Consider the following 18239-nt stretch of genomic DNA (forward strand, 5'->3'; position numbering starts at 1 on the left):
AATTCCGCACTGTCGCCGTAGGGTCGTCCGGTGCTCGTCGTCAGTCGTTTCCGCGTCCCTGCGCGGGAGGCCGACGGGATCCGCGCCCAGCTCCACGAGGCGCACGCGCTGCTCGCCGCCAAGGCCGGGTACGTCGACGGCACCCTCGGCCGCAACCTCGACGAGCCCGACCTCTGGGTGCTCGCCACCCGGTGGGACAGCGTCGGCGCCTACCGGCGGGCGCTGTCGTCGTACGACGTGAAGCTCGCCGCGGTCCCGACGCTGAGCCGGGCGATCGACGAACCCAGCGCCTACGAGGTCGTGGAACCGAACGCGGTTCTGAACGTGCAGGAACCCCGCGTAACCTAAGGGTCTCGTGACGCTCGCCAGAACGAGCTCCTCGACCAGCGAAAGAACGCTCCGCAGCCGGCGGAGTCGTCCCCATAGAGAAGGAATTGCCGTGGCGAAGCCGCCTCCCTCCGCCGTCGACCAGGTCGTCTCCCTCGCGAAGCGGCGAGGGTTCGTCTATCCATGCGGCGAGATCTACGGCGGTACCCGCTCGGCGTGGGACTACGGCCCGCTCGGCGTGGAGCTCAAGGACAACATCAAGCGCCAGTGGTGGAAGTCCATGGTGCAGATGCGCGACGACGTCGTCGGCCTCGACTCCTCGGTGATCCTGCCGCGGCAGACCTGGGAGGCCAGCGGCCACGTCGCGACGTTCTCCGACCCGCTGACCGAGTGCCAGTCGTGCCACAAGCGGTTCCGAGCGGACCACCTGCAGGAGGAGTACGCCGAGAAGAAGGGGATCGACGACCCCGATTCGGTGGACCTCGCCACGCTTGCCTGCCCCAACTGCGGCACCCGCGGCGCATGGACGGAGCCGCGACAGTTCTCCGGCCTGCTGAAGACCTACCTCGGCGTGCTCGAGGACGAGAGCGGTCTGCACTACCTGCGCCCCGAGACCGCGCAGGGCATCTTCCTCAACTTCGCCAACGTGGTGACCTCGAGCCGGGTGAAGCCGCCGTTCGGCATCGCGCAGGTCGGCAAGAGCTTCCGCAACGAGATCACGCCCGGCAACTTCATCTTCCGAACCCGTGAGTTCGAGCAGATGGAGATGGAGTTCTTCGTCAAGCCCGGCGAGGACGAGGAGTGGCACCAGTACTGGATCGACGAGCGGACCCAGTGGTACGTCGACCTGGGCGTGAAGAAGGACAACCTGCGCCACTACGAGCACCCCAAGGAGAAGCTCTCCCACTACTCCAAGCGCACCGTCGACATCGAGTACCGCTTCCGGTTCGCCGGCTCCGAGTGGGGCGAGCTCGAGGGCATCGCCAACCGGACCGACTTCGACCTCTCGACCCACGCCGAGGCGTCGGGGCAGGACCTGAGCTACTTCGACCAGGCCGCCGGGGAGCGCTACGTGCCGTACGTGATCGAGCCGGCCGCCGGTCTGTCGCGGAGCCTGATGACCTTCCTCGTCGACGCCTACGAGGAGGACGAGGCGCCGAACACCAAGGGCGGCGTCGACAAGCGCACCGTGCTGCGGCTCGACCCGCGGCTGGCACCCATCAAGGTCGCGGTGCTGCCGCTCTCCCGGAACGCGGACCTCACACCGAAGGCCAAGGACGTCGCCACCGAGCTGCGGCGCGCCTGGACGGTCGACTTCGACGACTCGGGAGCGATCGGCCGCCGCTACCGGCGCCAGGACGAGATCGGCACGCCGTACTGCGTCACCGTCGACTTCGAGACCCTCGAGGACCACGCGGTGACCGTGCGGGAGCGCGACTCCATGCAGCAGGAACGTGTCGGTCTCGACCGCCTTTCGTCCTACTTCGCCGAGCGTTTCATCGGCTCCTGACGTGCGGTCCACCTGCCACAATGGGCGGGTGACTCCTGGCCGACCCCTGGTGAGCCGCGCCGCTGCCGCGGTCGCGGGAGGCGTGCTCGCCGCCGGGTTGCTTGCCGCGTGCGGCGGCTCTGCCGACGGCGACGGCAACGAGGAGGATGAACCCGCCGCGGACTCCTCGGCCACCGGGACCACGAGCGCGGCGCCCACCGACTACCTGCCGGTGCCCGAGGGCGTGGTCCTGACCGAGCCGGGTGCCGCCCTCGGCTTCGGCGACGAGGCGACGATCGCGTGGCGTCCGCGTCAGGACGACGCGGTGGTCGCGCTCGACCTCACCGTGGACCGGATCGACCGGACCACCTTCGACGAGTCCTTCGAGGGCTGGGTCGTCACGCCCGAGATGCGCGGCCAGGTGCCCTACTTCGTGCGGGCGACGGCCACCAACGTCGGCGAGCAGGCGGTCGGTCGGCTGCTGGTGCCGCTGTACGGGTTCTCCGCCGCGGAGAGCATGTACGAGCCGCTCGACTTCCGCGAGGAGACCTTCGAGCCGTGCCCCGGCGGGAGCCTTCCCGAGACCCTCAAGCCCAGCCGGTCCGTCGACCTCTGCTTCGTCTACATGCTGCCTGAGGACCAGGAGCTCGCGTCGGCGGCGTTCGGCCCGGTCGGCGATGTCCCGCCCATCACCTGGAGCGGCGAGATCACGGAGATCGAGAAGCCGGAGAAGAAGAAGGACAAGAAGGGCAACCGGGACGACCAGGGCGACCAAGGCGACCAGGGCGGCTGATTTCGCGCCCGCGGTGGGTCGCCCGGACAATGGACGGATGACGTCGACCGCCGCCGCGCACCCGGGCCTCGAGCTCGGATCCCTGCGCGTCGCGACGCCGGTGGTGCTGGCGCCGATGGCGGGCATCACGAACGCCGCCTACCGACGGCTGTGCGCCGAGCACGGCGCGGGCCTCTACGTCTGCGAGATGATCACCAGCCGCGGGCTGGTCGAGGGCGACCCGACGACCCGGCGGATGCTCGTGTTCGACGATGCCGAGCAGGTGCGGTCCGTGCAGCTCTACGGCACCGATCCCGCCTACGTCGGCAAGGCTGCCGAGCTGCTCTGCGGCGAATGGGGCGTCAACCACATCGACCTCAACTTCGGTTGCCCGGTGCCCAAGGTGACCCGCAAGGGCGGCGGCGGGGCGCTGCCGTGGAAGCGGGGGCTGCTGGCCAGAATCCTCGAGTCCGCGATCGCGGCGGCGACGCCGTACGACGTGCCGGTCACCATCAAGACCCGCAAGGGACTCGACGACGACCACCTCACGTACCTCGACGCCGGCCGGATCGCCCAGGACGCCGGCTGTGCGGCGATCGCGCTGCACGGGCGCACGGTCGCCCAGGCGTACTCCGGCGAGGCCGACTGGGACGCCATCGCCCGGCTGGTCGACCACGTCGACATCCCGGTGCTCGGCAACGGCGACATCTGGGAGGCCGCCGACGCCGTCCGGATGGTCGAGCAGACCGGTGCTGCCGGCGTCGTCGTCGGCCGGGGCTGCCTGGGACGGCCCTGGTTGTTCCGTGACCTCGCCGCCGCGTTCGACGGGACCGAGGTGACGACCCTCCCGTCCCTGGGCGAGGTCGCGACGATGATGCGCCGCCATGCCGAGCTGCTGGTCGAGCACATGGGGGAGGAGCGGGGCTGCAAGGAGTTCCGCAAGCACGTGACCTGGTACCTCAAGGGGTTCGGGGCAGGCGGCGAGATGCGTCGTTCGCTCGGCCTGGTGTCGACGCTCGCCGACCTCGACCGGTTGCTCGCGGACCTCGATCCGGGTGAGCCGTTCCCGGTCTCCGAGCTGGGCGCGCCGCGCGGTCGTCAGGGCGCTCCGCGGAGCCGCGTGGTGCTCCCGGAAGGGTGGCTCGACGACGCCGACGGCAGCGACTGCCACCTTCAGGAAGCCGTCGACGAGACCACCGGAGGGTGACCGGGAACACGGTCCGAACACCCCCTCGGGATTCGGAGTGTGAAAACTCGTGTGCTTTAGTCGACCTTCGTGCCCGACGCCGCTACGGTGGCTCGGGCACCTGACAAGACAAGCGAAAGCAAAGGAATCAGCGCGTGGCAGGCAAGCACAGCCACAAGCGGGAGACCGCGCGACGCAAGCCTCGGGCAGCGTTCATCGCGGCCCCCTTGGCAGTACTAGCAACAGGTGCAGCAGTCTCGGCAGGCGTGGCGGGCTCGGTCCCGGCCTCGAACCTGCTGGCTGCCGACTCCTCGTCGGCGGTCGACAGCAGCGGCGACCGCGACAGCATTCGTGAGCGCGACCTGCGCGACCTCCCCGTCGTCTCCCGCGACAGCGGCAATGCCCGTGGCAAGGTCGCGGTGGTCAGCCCGGTCGACAAGATGCTCACCGCCGAGGCGGTCGAGAAGGCCGTCAAGCAGGCAGACTCCGAGCTCTGGACCACGACCACCCTCAACCTGTGGACCCGCCCGGACGCCAAGGCCGAAAAGCTCGGCGAGCTCGCGAGCGACAAGAAGGTCCTCGTCACCGGCCGCTCGATGAACGGCCGCGAGGAGATCGTCCTCAACGGCCAAGCTCGATGGGTGACCGCCGGCTACCTCAGTGCCGACAAGCCGTTCGCCCTCGGTGGCGACTGCACCAACGGCAGCTCCGTGCCGTCGGCCGTCAGCCCCAACATCACGCTCGTGCACGAGGCCGTGTGCGCCAACTTCCCCGAGCTCACCTCCTACGGCACCTTCCGCAGCGACGGCGAGCACGCGCAGGGCATCGCCATCGACATCATGGTGTCCGGCGACCGGGGCTGGCAGGTCGCGGAGTTCGTCCGCGCCCACTACGCCGAGCTCGGCGTCAGCTACGTCATCTACTCCCAGAGCATCTGGTCCGTGGAGCGCTCCGGCGAGGGCTGGCGAGGCATGGAGGACCGCGGGTCCACCACCGCCAACCACTACGACCACGTGCACGTCACGACCTACTGAAACCAGCAAAAGTTGCACCGGATGTAAGCCTGGACGTCTGCCGTGCAGCGGTGCTGTGGTGACGCCGCCGCACCCGGCTCGACGCTCAGACCAGCGCCGACGACGGCGCGACGCGGGAGTGGATCGTCCCGCGCCCGATAACCTTCGACTCGATCGCAGTAACGACCAGCGCGATCACGAAGAACCGTGTCGGCAGCGGGGCAAAGCAGAACAGCGCACCGACGATGAGAGCGACGCCAGCCCAGCGCGGGGCCTCTCCGCTGCGCAGGAGGCCGATCCCGGTCAGCAGCCAGCCGATCGCCATGATGATGTACGACGCGATGAACCCGGCCTGCACGAGCGGGATCCCGGACCCCGCGATCTCGGCGCCGGCGCCGTCCATTTGCGCAAGACCGGGCAGGACGAAGACCATGCTCCAGGCGCCGCCGACCCCGAGGAGGGTGCCGACCATCGCGAGCCAGACGCCGGCCTGACCGACGCCCTCGCGGAGGCCGGCGAACTCCTGGGAGAGGCGGAACAGCGCCAGGACCAGCAGCATGACGCCGACCGTGGCGCACACGGACGCCGCAATCGCGTAGGGAGACTTGGCGATGGCGAGGTCGGAGTCGAAGCCCTCGACGACGAACGTGACCACGAGCAGGAGCAGGCTCAGCAGGGTGAGTGGCCCGGTTGCGAGGGCGGCAGGACGGAGGTTCATGGCGGATTCCTTTGCGACCGAATGGTTGGGACGGCTCACGCTAGGAAGCAGTCGTCTCGTCGATCGACCTCCTGGAAGACCGTCCTTCTCCTCCGCGAGGAGGACGTCGGACGAAGCCGGTCGTGGATAGCCTCGGGCCATGTCGATCAAGCAGGTGGACGTCCTCGTCACGGGCACGCTCGTCGCGCTCGGCTTCGTCCAGCTCGTGTCGGCTCCGCCCGATCATCCCCAGGCAGCCGCGCTGCTCACGCTGGGCATGACGATGCCTCTGCTGGTACGCCGCACCTGGCCGCTGCCGGTCGTCGTCGTCAGCGGCGCCGCCGCGACGACGTACGCGTTCGCGATCGAGCCGAACCCGCCCTTCGCCGGTTTCCTGGCGCTGGTCGTGATGGCCTACTCCGTCGGCCGGTTCTCCGGGGCGGTGGCGACCGTCGCGGGGCTGGTGTGCATCGCGGCGGCAGTGGTGGGGACGAGCGTCACCCAGCCGACGGCGCCGTTCGAGTGGATCTACCCTATCGTGTACTTCTTCGGTGCTTTCGCGGTGGGCCGGTTCGTGCGTGCCCGGTCCGGTCGTCTTGCCGTGGAGACGGACACCAGGGTTCGGGACGCCGTGGTCGATGAGCGGGGGCGCATCGCGCGGGAGCTCCACGACGTCGTGGCGCACGGGCTCGGGGTGATGGTCCTCCATGCCGAGGCCGCGGACGAGCTGCTCGGCTCCGACCCGGAAGCCGCGCGACGGTCACTGCGACAGGTTCAGCGGTCGGGCCGTGAGGCCATCGGCGAGTTGACGCTTCTCTTGGGACTTCTGCGCGAGACCGATCCCCGGGAGGGACACGAGCCCCAACCCATGCTCGCGCAGCTGCCCGACCTCGTGCGCGAGTTCGAGAGCAGCGGTCGTGAGGTCGCACTCACTGTCGACGGTGACATGGGTGGCGTGCCGACCGGGATCCAGCTGACGGTGTACCGCGTGGTCCAGGAGGCGCTCACGAACGCGGCCAAGCACTCCCTCGCCCGGCGCGTCGAGGTCGCCGTGGCTGCGGGCGACCGGCAGGTGCTGGCGACGGTCGCCGACGACGGGCCAGTCCGAAGTGGCGCCGCGGGCGCGGGACACGGGCTGGTCGGCATGCGGGAACGAGCGGCCCTGTACGGCGGCAGCGTGGACGCCTCCCGGGCAGGATCAGGCTTCAGGGTGCGACTGGCGGTGCCGTTGCCGTGATCACGGTCCTCGTTGCCGACGACCAGGCCCTGGTCCGCGACGGCCTCCGCCTCATCCTCGACTCCCAGGCGGACATCGAGGTGGTTGAGGAGGCCGCGGATGGTGATGAGGCCGTGCGCGCCGCCACCCGACTCACCCCCGACGTCGTGCTCATGGACATCCGGATGCCCGGGGTGGACGGGCTCGAAGCTACCAGCCGGATCACCTCCCGCACCGGCTGCCGAGTTCTCGTGCTCACCACGTTCGACCTCGACGAGTACGTCGTCGAAGCGCTCAGGGCCGGAGCCAGCGGTTTCCTGCTGAAGTCCTCGCCGCGTCAGCACCTGCTGCACGCGGTCCGCACCGTGTGCGAGGGGGGCGCGCTGCTCGACCCGCGGCTGACCGTGCGACTTGTCGAGGAGCACGTGCTCGGCCGGACCGTGGCGGACCCGACCGCCCAGCAGCAACTCGGCAGGCTGACCGCAAGAGAGCGTGAGGTGCTGGCGCTCCTGGCGCGCGGTTTCTCCAACACAGAGATCGCGGCGAGACTCCACCTCGGCGAGACGACGGTCAAGAGCCACGTGGCACACACGCTGGCCAAGATTGAGGCCCGTGACCGTATCCAGGCCGTCGTATTCGCCTACGAGGCCGGCTTCGTCCGGGCGGGAGAGCCTCCTGGCATCAGCTGAGCCGGAGGAGCTTGTCGCCCCTCGGGGATGTCCGTGACGCGCCGGCGAGCGTGAATGTTGCTCGGCTTCCCCGCTTCACGGCCGGCGCTCACCTTCAGAGGATGCCACGCGTGACTGGCGGCGCGTGGACACCTGCTTGGCATGCCATTCGGTCACTTCGATCATCCGACTCCGCCAGCAGCTGGATTGCGCGAGCGCGTCGTCGCTTCGCTCGCGCCGCGTCAGCTCGGGCGCATCCGCCAGGTCGGCGCGGCCCACGCGACGCGGAGCTGGACGATCCCGTTGCCGGTGAGCCGGAGGAGCACCACGCCTCCGCGCCGGTCGGCGGACAGGAACCCGACCTTGACCCGGCCCCGGTTGGTGAACACCTCGGTCGCGACGACGTCCCAGTCGATCGGGGCGTAGACCAGGCGATCGATCCGACCACGGTCGGCGGGGAAGTCGTCGATCAGGTGTGCGGCCTCCCGGGTGAGGTCGCGGGAGTAGGGCCACCACAGTCCGGCCGCCTCGGCCCGGTCGAAGGTCGGGGCGAGCTCGAGGCGGAGCGCGCCGAGCGGCTGCGGATAGCGCTGCTGCTGGTTGTGGGCTCTCGGAGCACCCATGGCGAGCCTCTCCTGGGGGCCGGCGGTGCGGCACCGGATGCACCGCCGTTCCCTCGACCTGCACTTCATCGTACGCGGCGGCACAGGAACCTCGGGCGTTCTCGCCCAGAACGGCGCGCTCCCGACAGCGATCAGGTCAGCCGCTCGTGCCAACTGACCGCAGACGCGTCGGTCAGTGACGCCACCTGGTCGACGACCACCCGCAACCGGGCTGCGTCGTCGGCGGCCGCGTGCCAGTCGGCGAGGAACGCCTCGTCGAGCTCTTCCGGAGCCCGGTCCTGCAGGACGATGACCAGCTCGGCGAGGAGCTCCCGCTGGCGTTCCTGGAGTGCTACCCGGTCGTCGTCCTGCATCACGTAGTAGGCGGCGATGCCCTTCAGCGCGGTGATCTCGGTCCAGGTCTGCGCGGGGATGACCAGGTCGCCGCGGTAGCGGACGAACGGTCCGTCGCTCGCCGCGAAGGTCGCCTGCTGCACGGCGCCGCAGAAGCGCCCGATGAGGTCGCTGGTGAGGTTCTTCAGCGCAGCGAGACTGCGCCGCGATCCGTCGTACGACGTCGTCGGCCAGCTGCCGATCTGCCGCAGCCCGGTGAGCACCTCGTCGAGGGCGTCGTCGGTGGTGTTTGGCGCGTACCACGACCGGACCGTCTCCCAGACGGCTTCGCGGTCGAGGCGGGTGAGGTCGATCTTGCCTGCGACCGTGCCGTCCTCGACGTCGTGCACGGAGTAGGCGACGTCGTCGGCCAGGTCCATGACCTGCGCCTCCACGCAGCGCCGCCGGCCGGCCGGCGCGCCGATCCGGACCCAGTCGAACGCAGGTCGGTCGTCGTCGTACACCCCGAACTTGGCGCCCTCCCGGGTCACGCCGTCGCTGTGCACGCCGCCGGGCTGCGGCGCCTCCGCCTTGGGCCACGGGTACTTCGTGCAGGCGTCCAGCGTCGCCCGGGTCAGGTTGAGGCCGACAGAGTCCCCGTCCGTGTCGGCGGTCTTCGCCTCGAGCCGGGTGAGCAGCCGCAGGGTCTGGGCATTGCCCTCGAACCCGCCGCAGTCGGCGGCGAGCCGGTTGAGGGCGCGTTCGCCGTTGTGCCCGAACGGCGGGTGGCCGAGGTCGTGGGCGAGGGCCGCCGTCTCGGCGATGTCGGGATGAGTGCCGAGCGCGCGAGAGAGGTCGCGCGCGATCTGCGCGACCTCGAGGCTGTGCGTCAGCCGGTTGCGGACGAAGTCGTCGCTCTGGGGTCCGACGACCTGCGTCTTGGCCGCGAGTCGACGGAAGGACGCGGCGTGGACGACGCGCGCGCGGTCGCGCTCGAACGGCTTGCGTTCTGGGGCATCGACCCGCTTCGGGGGCTCCGGCACGATCCGCTCGCTGTCGGCGGCGCCGTACCGCTCCTCGACCTCCACCGGCTGGAGACTACCGCTCGCCCGCCGTAGACTCACCAGCCGTGAGCGCACCGCTGGTCTGGCTGCCGTTCGACCCCTCCGTCCTCGACGACCCGCCGGCAGGACTGCGCTATCAGGTGGTCGACCCGACCGCCGAGGTGCCGGACACCGTGGGAGAGGTTGCCTTCTACGTGCCGCCCTACCAGGTCGGACCGCGGGTGGCCGAGGTGCTGGACCGGATGAGCAGCCTGCGCGTCGTGCAGACGATGACCGCCGGTGTCGACAACATCCGCGACCGGATCCCGCAGGGGGTGACGCTCTGCAGCGGACGCGGAATCCACGACACCTCCACCGCCGAGCTCGCGGTGACGCTCGTCCTGGCGTCGCTGCGCGGCCTCCCAGGCCTCGTGCGCGCCCAGGACCGGCACGAGTGGACGCCGGGATGGCGCCCGGCGCTGGCGGACAAGCGGGTGCTGATCGTCGGGTACGGCGCCGTCGGCGCCGCGGTCGAGGCCCGGCTGGCGCCGTTCGAGGTCGAGGTGGTGAAGGTGGCGCGATCGGAGCGGGACGGCGTCCGGACGATCGACGACCTTCCCTCGCTGCTGCCGGACGCCGACGTCGTGATCCTGGTCGTCCCGCTCACCGCGGACACCCGAGGGCTGGTCGACGCCGCCTTCCTGGCCCGGATGAAGGACGGGGCGCTGCTGGTGAACCTCGCCCGCGGCCCGGTCGTCGTCACCGACGACCTGGTCGCCGCGCTGAGCACCGGGAGGATCCACGCCGCGGTCGACGTGGTGGACCCCGAGCCGCTGCCCGAGGACCACCCACTGTGGGACGTGCCGAACCTGCTGGTCTCGCCCCACGTCGGCGGCGCGAGCAGCGCGATGTGGCCGCGCGCGCACCGGCTCGTTCGCGACCAGCTGCACCGGTTCGCAGGCGGCGGGCCGCTGGCCAATGTGGTGACGGGGGAGTACTGACTTCCCGTCGGGACCAACGCCTAGGATCACCGACATGGCCGGCCGGATTCGCGACGACGACATCCAGACCGTGCGCGAGAAGGCCAAGATCGAAGAGGTCGTGTCGGCCTACGTCACCCTGCGCAACGCCGGTGGCGGCTCGCTGAAGGGCCTGTGTCCGTTCCACGACGAGAAGTCCCCGTCGTTCCACGTGCGTCCAGGCCGCGGATTCCATTGCTTCGGCTGCCAGGAAGGCGGTGACGTCATCGCCTTCCTGATGAAGATCGACGGGCTGTCCTTCGTGGAGTCGGTCGAGCGGCTGGCCGACAAGTACAGCGTCGACCTGCGTCGGGAGGAGGGTGGTCCGGACGACCGGCCCAAGGGTCCGCAGCGGCGCCGGCTGATCGAGGCGCACGCGGTGGCCCAGGAGTTCTACGCCGACCACCTCGCGAGCCCGGATGCGGTGCAAGGGCGCCAGTTCCTCGCCGAGCGTGGCTTCGACCAGGCCTCGGCGGCGCACTTCGGCGTCGGGTTCGCCCCGCGCGACGGTGAGTCGCTGTGGCACCACCTGCGCGACCAGAAGTTCTCCCTCGACGAAGTGGTCGCCGCCGGTCTGGTCGCCGTGGGTCGTGGACCGTACGACCGGTTCCGGGGGCGGCTGCTGTGGCCGATCCGCGAGACCTCGGGCGACACGATCGGCTTCGGCGCCCGCCGGATCTTCGACGACGACAAGATCGAGGCGAAGTACCTCAACACCCCGGAGACGCCGATCTACAAGAAGAGCCAGGTGCTCTACGGGGTCGACCTCGCCCGGCGCGACATGGCGCGGTCGTCGCAGGCCGTCATCGTCGAGGGCTACACCGACGTGATGGCCTGCCACCTGGCCGGCGTCACCACCGCGGTGGCGACCTGCGGCACGGCGTTCGGCGACGAGCACGCCAAGGTGCTGCGCCGGCTGCTCGCCGACCACGAGGAGTTCCGCGGCGAGGTGATCTTCACGTTCGACGGCGACGAAGCGGGACAGAAGGCCGCGCTCAAGGTGTTCCAGGGCGACCAGAAGTACGTCGCCCAGACCTACGTCGCGATCGCCCCGGACGGCATGGACCCGTGCGACCTGCGGATCAAGGAGGGGGACGCCGCGGTCCGCGAGCTGATCGCGACCCGGCAGCCGCTCTACCGCTTCGTCCTCGCCAACGTGGTGACGAGGTTCGACCTCGACCGGGCAGACGGTCGCATCGACGCCATGCGTGAGGCGGCGCGGCTCGTGTCCTCGATCCGCGACCAGTCGAAGGTGACCGCCTTCGCCCAGGAGATCTCCCGGATGATCGGCGGCGATCTCGACACCAACCAGATCCTGTCCGAGGTCCGCCGGGCCGCGGCCCGCGGTGGCCGCGCCGACACCCGCGCGGCGCCGGGGGATCAGGCTGAGGCGCGACCCCGACGCGAGCTCCCCGACCTGCGTGACCCCCGGTTCGCCATCGAGCGCGAAACGCTCAAGCTGGTCCTGCAGCACCCGATCGCGATCGGCCGCACGACGGCCGACATCGGCGCCAACGACTTCACCCACCCCACGTACCGGGCGGTCTGGGCACTGGTCGAGGCGGCCGGTGGCCCCGCCGCGGGCGACGGCGACCCGAGCTGGGCGAGCAGGGTCCGCGAGGCCGCCACCGAGCCGGAGGTCTCCTCCGCGGTGAGCGCGCTGGCGGTGGAGCCGATCCCGGCGACGCACGAGCCGGACGCGGCGTACGTCGCCCACTACGTGTTCCGCCTCCTGGAGCTCACGACCCTGCGGCGGATCGCCGAGATCAAGTCGCGCCTCCAGCGCACCAACCCGGAGGAGCACACCGCCGACTACAACCGGATGTTCGGCGAGCTCGCGGCCCTCGAGCAGCACCGCCGCACGCTTCGCGACCGGATCGTCGGCGCGTGAGGCGCCGGCCCCGACTGGCGTCCATGGCCACCGGCGAACGCCTGCTCGCCTGGGCCGACACGACGAGCGGTGCCCTCGTCGGCGGCACCCGCGACGCCCTCCACCTGCCCGACCGCGAGCCTCCCCGGCTGCCGTGGGAGGAGATCGCGACGGCCGACTGGGACGCCGACGAGCGCGAGCTGCACGTGATCGAGGTCGGCAGCTACGGCGAGCCACAGCCGGAGCACCGGCTCGCCCTCGCTGATCCGGACCGGCTCCTGGCGCTGGTCCGCGAGCGGGTCACCGCGAGCATCGTCGTACAGCGCCATGTCCCCGTCCGGGGTCGGCTCGGGGTCCGGGTCCTCGGCCGGCGGGCACCCGGAGGTCAGGGCGCGATCGCCTGGTTCGTCGACTACGACGACGGTCTGGACCCCCTCGATCCGGACGTCGCGACTGTCGTCGACGAGGCGCTCGCCTCGGCTCGCGGCGACGTCGGCGAGTAGTCGATACCGATTTCATCGGCACCCGCCGACCTTGCTAATCTGTCCGGGCTGTCCAGCGTGCTGGGCAGCCGGTCCCCTGTAGCTCAACTGGCAGAGCATTCGGCTGTTAACCGGAGGGTTGTTGGTTCGAGTCCAACCGGGGGAGCCAAGAAGGGCCTCTGACCTGGGAAAAGTCCCAGGCGGAGGCCCTTTGTGATTCGCTCAATCCGGCATTGGTCACACATTATGGTCACGGATTGAACCTTGATCCGCACGTGGGCATCTGGCAAGCGCCCGCTCGGCGAGAGTTCGACGTGTGACGCGGGCCCAGTCTCGTGGCGACTGCCGCCACCGGTGTCCCTGTTCTTCTACCGCAACGCCGTCGGCAAGCTCGCCGCGAAGGCATTCGTCAAGCGGTTCGAGGTGCGCGCACGGTCGACCGCGACCAGCCGATCGGCGTCAAAGGGCTTGGCCCGGCTACTCGTCGTCCGTTAGCGACTCCAGGGCGACCACAGTCGCCAGCACGAGCGCCGCGTCCTCGCCATCCTTGATCTCGACGCCATAGCTGTCACGGACCCGGAACCACTTCTTCGAGATGTGGGCAACGGTGTCTCCGTCGCGCTCGATCTCGTACTCGTGGTCGACGATGTTGCCGTGCGCCTTCAGGTCGGTCCCGTCTTCGAGATCGATCGCGAACCGGGCCCGGATGCCCACGAGTGCCTTGTGGACGGTGGCCACGGTCCTCCCGTCGCGCTCGATCGCGATCTTGTCGCGCACGCTCAGCTTCTTCTCCTGGATCTTCGCCACCTCCTGGCCAGCCGAGTCCTCGAGCACGAACGTGTGGCGGGCGCGGAGCGCCTTTCCGTTCACGCGGTAGACGCGGTCTCCCTGCTCGTCCTCGATCCAGAAGTCGTCGCCGATCGATGCCAGCTTCTCCTTCATCTGGAAGCGCCGTACGTCGTCGCTTCTTCCCCGGTCGCGCAGTCTGCCCATGGTCGTACCTTCCGTGGCTTGGTGGTCACGGCAGCGTAGGCCCGGCCAGACGCGGTCCACACCCTCCAGAACGGACGACGTCGCTTCGGATGAGAGCCCACGCGCCTGGCGGGCCGCGCCTCAGCACTACGCGTCTTCATACATGCTGGGTGAGGACGGTTCACGTCGCGCACGGCAGGCTGGCGGGCATGGCTGCTTGGGTCGGGATTGCTCTGTACCTGCTGGATCTGTCGTTGAAGTTGATCGCGCTGGGAGTGGTGCCCAGGAACAGGCGGCCCTCCAGCGGCATGGCGTGGCTGCTTTTGATCTTGGCACTCCCGATCTTCGGGTGGGTGATCTTCCTCGTGCTGGGTCGGACCAAGCTCGGGCGCCGGCGGTTCGAGCAGCAGGCCGAGGTCAACGCGATCGTGGCGGAGCGGACCGCGAACGTGCCCACTCTCGAGGCCGGCTTCCCCGGGCCCGCGTACGTCCAGTCGGTGGCCACCTTGAACCGAAATCTGGGGGCGCAGCCGGCGATGCCCGGCAACCGGGTGGACCTGTTTTCCGTGTACAGGGAGTCGGTTGCGGCGATGACAGCCGAGATCGACAAAGCCACCACCTGGGTGCACGTCGAGTTCTACATCACCGCCTGGGACGACGTGACCGGCCCGTTCTACGAGGCGCTGGTACGCGCCGTCGAGCGCGGAGTCACCGTCCGCCTCCTCTTCGACCACCTCGGGTCGCGCGGCATCCCCGGGTACAAGGAGTTCACGGCGCGGCTGGACACGACGGGGATCGAGTGGCACCCGATGCTGCCGATTGCGCCGTTCAAACGCCGGCCGGACCTGCGCAACCACCGCAAGATCCTGGTGATCGACGGCGTGGTGGCGTTCGCCGGCTCTCTGAACCTGATCGAGCCCGGCTACAACAAGCCGAAGAACCACGAGCTCGGGCGCGAGTGGGTCGAGCTGGTGGCGCGCGTCGAAGGTCCGGTGGTGAGCGCGCTCAACCTCCTCTTCGCCACCGACTGGTACAGCGAGACAGAAATCAAGCTCACCGAGGAGATCGGTACGGCGCCTCCACCGGCAGGCGAGATCGAGGGGCAGGTGATCCCGAGCGGGCCCGGCTTCGCGACCGAGAACAACCTGCGCGCCTTCACGACGTTGCTGTACTCGGCACAACACCGGCTGTCGATCACCAGTCCCTACTTCGTGCCGGACGAATCCCTGCTGTACGCCATCACCACGGCGGCCCAGCGTGGCGTCGAGGTGGAGCTGTTCGTGAGCGAGGCCGGTGACCAGTTCATGGTGTACCACGCCCAGCGCTCCTACTACGAAGCCCTGTTGCGTGCGGGAGTGCGGATCTACATGTACCCCGCGCCGGCGATCCTGCACTCGAAGTTCTTCAGTGTCGACGACGACGTCGCGGTGATCGGCTCGAGCAACATGGACATGCGCTCCTTCGGCCTGAATTACGAGGTCTCGCTCATGGTCCTCGGACCAGAGGTCGTCGCCGAGGTGCGGAAGGTGGAGAACACCTACCGTGCGATGGCCAAGGAGCTCCTCCTCGAGGACTGGCTGGGCCGATCGCGGGGATCGGCGTACTGGGACAACGTGATGAGGTTGACCGCAGCCCTGCAGTGACATGCCCGGTCAGGTCGTTGCGGGTTCCTCGCCGAGAGCCGCCGAGCTCGCCAGCACCCACGTGGACGTCGAGGCGCTCCTCCGCCCACTGCACGGCGACGATGGCCAGGCAGACGCTGAACGCGGCCGCCACGACGATCAGCACCGCGATCGCGAAGGGGCGGCGAACGGCGTCGGGGGAATCGGGGAGGTGGGGGCTCACACACCTCTCACGGACGGCCCAGCGCGGGCCCACATCCACCGGCACCTCTGGTCGGGCTCACACGCTCAGGTCCGGACTCGCCTGCGCCTCCGATCACGGGGCGGCGCTAGCCTCGGCAAGCTCCTTGGTGCTCAGCAGCGGCTCCAGTGCGTCCAGTGCGGCCACGGGTTCGACAGCGTGTCCATGTCGATGAGGTGTGCACTCGACGCCACAGCAACGGGAGTCGGCGTGCCGGTGCAGACCATCTGCGAGTGGCGCACCTGCAGTCACGGGCCGTGTGGTCCGGGTCACCCCGTCCCACGCGGTGATGTAGAACTCGACGTGCACCCAGTAAGAGGCAGGATCAACCTCGGCGGTCATCGCCGCACAGGTCGATGGGTGTTGGGGGAGTCACCGTCCTCGCCCGGCGCCATCCAAGGGTGCGTCATTCGAGAATGCGTTGCACCGTGGGCTCGGCCTTGTCGGCGACCCTGTCGAAGAAGCCCAGTTCGCGAAGGCGCCCGATGCCGCGGCTGGCGATCACCCAGGCGGGAACCGCCAGAATCAGGCCGACGATGCCGCCCACGAGCCCGCCCAGGGCGGTGACGACGAGAACCACCAAGGGATGGATGTCGAGAGTCCGACTCATCACCTTTGGCTCGACGAAGTTCTCCAACAGGAGGTTGGAGGCCACCACAGCGACGAGCATGATCACGGCGGAATCGACCCCCCCCTCGCCAAGGGCGATGATCACGGCCAGTCCTCCACCGAGGAACGCGCCGATGTACGGGATGTAACCGCCGATGAAGTTGACGACCAGGATCGTTAAGACCAGGGGCAGCCCGAGCAGCAGCGCGACCAGTGCGACAAAGACGGCCACGATTGCCGACATGATGGTTCGTCCACGGCCGTAGTCGCGAAGGGTCGCGAAGGAGTCCCCGAGGAAACCGTCGACCTCCCCTTGCGCCGCGGGATCGAACTGGGCGACGACGGATTGTCTGAGCCTGCTTCCGTCCTTCAGCAGGTAGAACATGATCAGAGCGCCGAGGATCAGTCCACTCGCGAGCCCGATGACTTTGTCGATTCCATCAGTCAGATGGGTCACGAAGCCCTCGCCGACGGTGGGAGCCGCACCCTCGATCGCCTCGCGCGCCGTCTCGAGCGACTCCTCGTCGGCGTCCAGTTCATCGACCGCGTTGGCGACCGCCGCGTCGACGGAGCTGGAGATCTCGGCCGTCTGCTGGGTGATCCCCCGGACGGTCGAGTAGCCCACGACGACGCCGAGAGCGAGCAGCCCGAGGACGACCAGGCCTGCGGCGGCGCCGGGCTTGAGCCCGCGGTGTACCAGTCCCCCCGCCATCGGGGAGAAGCACACGGCGAGAACGGCGGCGAACGTCAGCGGCAGCACTATCTCGCTCACTGCCCCCACGGCGAAGAGGACGATGGTGACCGCCACGACGACGCCGACGAAGCTCCAGGCCCAGACACCCAGCTTCGGTCCCCACCCGATCAGCCTCCCCAGCCTGACCGGTGTCTCGCCCGACTCTGGCCCGATGCCGAGGGCGCCGTTGTCGTCCTCGACGGCCATGCTGCTAGACCTCGTCTTGGCTGTCGAGTTCGGCGACCTCGAGCTCGACAACGAGCGCCTTGACGATGTTGCCCGTCGCTGCCGCAACCCGCGCGGTGCCGACGATCGGCGCCACCGCAGCGAGGACGCCACGAAGCTTCTCGGGGTCGATCCCCATCGCACCGGCGACCTCGAGGTTCAGCGCATACGACACCGGGGGAGCGTCGACGGCGACCAGGGCAGCGACGCGGACCAGAATCAGGGTCTCTTCGTCGAGGTTCGATGCGTCGACCGAGTCCGCAGTCATCCTCGCGAGCAGATCCAGCACCGGAGTCTCGTTCGCGTTCGTCGTGTCGGTCATGATGTCTCCCTGTCGTTGTCGGGGGTTCGGGTGTGTCGAAGACTCGCGGCAGGGTTGCCGCTGAACTCAGTGCACTCCGGCAGCGGCTGAGAGGCATCATTGAGATCGTGTGAAACCAGCGCGGTCGTTGGATTCTTCGTCCAATCTGGGTGACGACAGGCACACCTCTCGGGATCCAGACTCGTGGTGCGCCGCACACTCGGTGCTGCGAGAGAGGAGACTCGGCCATGACCGAGCAGACGACGTCACAGCAGAGGTCCGATGGCGAGCCCCCGAACAGCTGGGCCGTCGGCTTCACTGCGTTCGCCGGCGTGATGATGATCATGGCTGGCGGCTTCCAGACCTTCGCAGGGATTGCCGCTCTCGCCAAGGACGAGTTCTACGTCGCCACGCCGAACTACATCCTGGAGTTCGACGCCACCGAGTGGGGCTGGATCCACCTCCTGCTCGGGCTGCTGGTGCTGTTCGCAGGATTCGCGGTGCTGTCTGGCCAGATGTGGGGCCGGGTGGTCGCCATCATCCTGGCCGTCCTCAGCGCACTGGCCAACTTCGCGTTCATCCCCTACTACCCGTTCTGGGCGATCACCGTCATCGCGCTGGACGTCTTCATCATCTGGGCGCTCTCCGCTCACGGCCGCGACATCGTGCGATGAACGGCGGCCTCCGAAGGAGGCCGCCCCGCTCCTGCCATGGCGAGTGGGGTCAGGAGCTCACTGGCTAGGGCGGGTGGCAACGATGGGATCGGCAGAGGGCACGGCAGGCCGGCCAGCGGGTAACAAGCCCGCTGGCGCGCCAAGC

Annotated in this window: 18 protein-coding genes and 1 tRNA gene; 13 read left to right on the top strand and 6 right to left on the bottom strand. The window is 69.2% G+C overall.

What is annotated here, in order from left to right; all coding sequences use genetic code 11:
- Positions 1-30 precede the first annotated feature (30 nt).
- The 5 genes from SHK19_RS08410 to SHK19_RS08430 all read left to right on the top strand — a co-directional run bounded on the left by SHK19_RS08410 (position 31) and on the right by SHK19_RS08430 (position 4808).
- Complete coding sequence (locus tag SHK19_RS08410; protein ID WP_322938372.1) at positions 31-348, top strand: antibiotic biosynthesis monooxygenase family protein; 318 nt, start codon at positions 31-33, stop codon at positions 346-348.
- Between the two features lie 91 nt (positions 349-439).
- Entirely contained in the window at positions 440-1837 is a 1398-nt protein-coding gene (locus tag SHK19_RS08415; RefSeq protein ID WP_322458130.1) for a glycine--tRNA ligase, read from the top strand.
- 28 nt (positions 1838-1865) lie between these two features.
- Positions 1866-2609, top strand: coding sequence for a hypothetical protein (locus SHK19_RS08420; protein ID WP_322938373.1), 744 nt, complete (start codon positions 1866-1868; stop codon positions 2607-2609).
- Between the two features lie 37 nt (positions 2610-2646).
- Positions 2647-3795: a tRNA dihydrouridine synthase DusB gene (gene dusB, locus SHK19_RS08425; RefSeq protein WP_322938374.1), complete on the top strand. Its 1149-nt coding sequence runs from the start codon at positions 2647-2649 to the stop codon at positions 3793-3795.
- Between the two features lie 245 nt (positions 3796-4040).
- A complete protein-coding gene (locus tag SHK19_RS08430) occupies positions 4041-4808 on the top strand; it encodes a mucin-2 protein (RefSeq protein WP_322938375.1) in 768 nt (255 codons plus the stop codon).
- 85 nt (positions 4809-4893) lie between these two features.
- On the opposite strand, the gene SHK19_RS08435 is transcribed toward SHK19_RS08430, so the two are convergent.
- A complete protein-coding gene (locus SHK19_RS08435; protein ID WP_322938376.1) occupies positions 4894-5505 on the bottom strand; it encodes a hypothetical protein in 612 nt (203 codons plus the stop codon).
- Positions 5506-5644: 139 nt separating this feature from the next.
- On the opposite strand from SHK19_RS08435, the gene SHK19_RS08440 reads away from it, so the two are divergent.
- The gene (locus SHK19_RS08440) at positions 5645-6721 is read left to right on the top strand and encodes a sensor histidine kinase (protein ID WP_322938377.1); all 1077 of its coding nucleotides are present in this window, start codon (positions 5645-5647) and stop codon (positions 6719-6721) included.
- Positions 6718-7389, top strand: coding sequence for a response regulator transcription factor (locus tag SHK19_RS08445; RefSeq protein ID WP_322458136.1), 672 nt, complete (start codon positions 6718-6720; stop codon positions 7387-7389). The genes SHK19_RS08440 and SHK19_RS08445 overlap by 4 nt, the downstream gene beginning before the upstream one ends.
- A gap of 221 nt (positions 7390-7610) precedes the next feature.
- Here the strand turns inward: SHK19_RS08445 and SHK19_RS08450 are convergent, their stop codons facing one another.
- Positions 7611-7991: a DUF5994 family protein gene (locus SHK19_RS08450; RefSeq protein WP_322938378.1), complete on the bottom strand. Its 381-nt coding sequence runs from the start codon at positions 7989-7991 to the stop codon at positions 7611-7613.
- Between the two features lie 131 nt (positions 7992-8122).
- Positions 8123-9391, bottom strand: a complete 1269-nt coding sequence (locus SHK19_RS08455; protein ID WP_322938379.1) for a deoxyguanosinetriphosphate triphosphohydrolase — start codon at positions 9389-9391, stop codon at positions 8123-8125.
- A gap of 41 nt (positions 9392-9432) precedes the next feature.
- On the opposite strand from SHK19_RS08455, the gene SHK19_RS08460 reads away from it, so the two are divergent.
- The 4 genes from SHK19_RS08460 (at position 9433) to SHK19_RS08475 (ending at position 12886) form a co-directional block, all read left to right on the top strand.
- Positions 9433-10347 (top strand): 2-hydroxyacid dehydrogenase, encoded by a 915-nt coding sequence (locus SHK19_RS08460; RefSeq protein ID WP_322938380.1) that lies wholly within the window; start codon positions 9433-9435, stop codon positions 10345-10347.
- A 34-nt stretch (positions 10348-10381) separates the two neighbouring features.
- Positions 10382-12256, top strand: a complete 1875-nt coding sequence (gene dnaG / locus SHK19_RS08465) for a DNA primase (protein ID WP_322938381.1) — start codon at positions 10382-10384, stop codon at positions 12254-12256.
- A complete protein-coding gene (locus tag SHK19_RS08470) occupies positions 12253-12738 on the top strand; it encodes a hypothetical protein (protein WP_322938382.1) in 486 nt (161 codons plus the stop codon). The genes dnaG and SHK19_RS08470 overlap by 4 nt, the downstream gene beginning before the upstream one ends.
- A gap of 72 nt (positions 12739-12810) precedes the next feature.
- Positions 12811-12886: transfer RNA gene (locus SHK19_RS08475), tRNA-Asn, on the top strand.
- A gap of 308 nt (positions 12887-13194) precedes the next feature.
- Here SHK19_RS08475 and SHK19_RS08480 read toward each other — a convergent pair.
- On the bottom strand, positions 13195-13710 hold the full coding sequence (locus tag SHK19_RS08480; protein ID WP_322938383.1) for an LURP-one-related/scramblase family protein: 516 nt from the start codon (positions 13708-13710) through the stop codon (positions 13195-13197).
- A gap of 89 nt (positions 13711-13799) precedes the next feature.
- Between SHK19_RS08480 and cls the strand changes: the two genes are divergently transcribed.
- On the top strand, positions 13800-15332 hold the full coding sequence (gene cls / locus SHK19_RS08485) for a cardiolipin synthase (RefSeq protein WP_322938384.1): 1533 nt from the start codon (positions 13800-13802) through the stop codon (positions 15330-15332).
- A 626-nt stretch (positions 15333-15958) separates the two neighbouring features.
- Here cls and SHK19_RS08490 read toward each other — a convergent pair.
- Both SHK19_RS08490 and SHK19_RS08495 read right to left on the bottom strand, forming a co-directional pair.
- Positions 15959-17101, bottom strand: coding sequence for an AI-2E family transporter (locus tag SHK19_RS08490; protein WP_322938385.1), 1143 nt, complete (start codon positions 17099-17101; stop codon positions 15959-15961).
- A 4-nt stretch (positions 17102-17105) separates the two neighbouring features.
- Positions 17106-17441, bottom strand: coding sequence for a carboxymuconolactone decarboxylase family protein (locus SHK19_RS08495; protein WP_322938386.1), 336 nt, complete (start codon positions 17439-17441; stop codon positions 17106-17108).
- Positions 17442-17668: 227 nt separating this feature from the next.
- Here SHK19_RS08495 and SHK19_RS08500 point away from each other — a divergent pair, with 227 nt between their 5' ends.
- Positions 17669-18094: a DUF7144 family membrane protein gene (locus SHK19_RS08500; RefSeq protein ID WP_322938387.1), complete on the top strand. Its 426-nt coding sequence runs from the start codon at positions 17669-17671 to the stop codon at positions 18092-18094.
- Positions 18095-18239: the final 145 nt, after the last annotated feature.

Source organism: Nocardioides bizhenqiangii (assembly GCF_034661235.1).
Taxonomy (GTDB): Bacteria; Actinomycetota; Actinomycetes; order Propionibacteriales; family Nocardioidaceae; genus Nocardioides; species Nocardioides bizhenqiangii.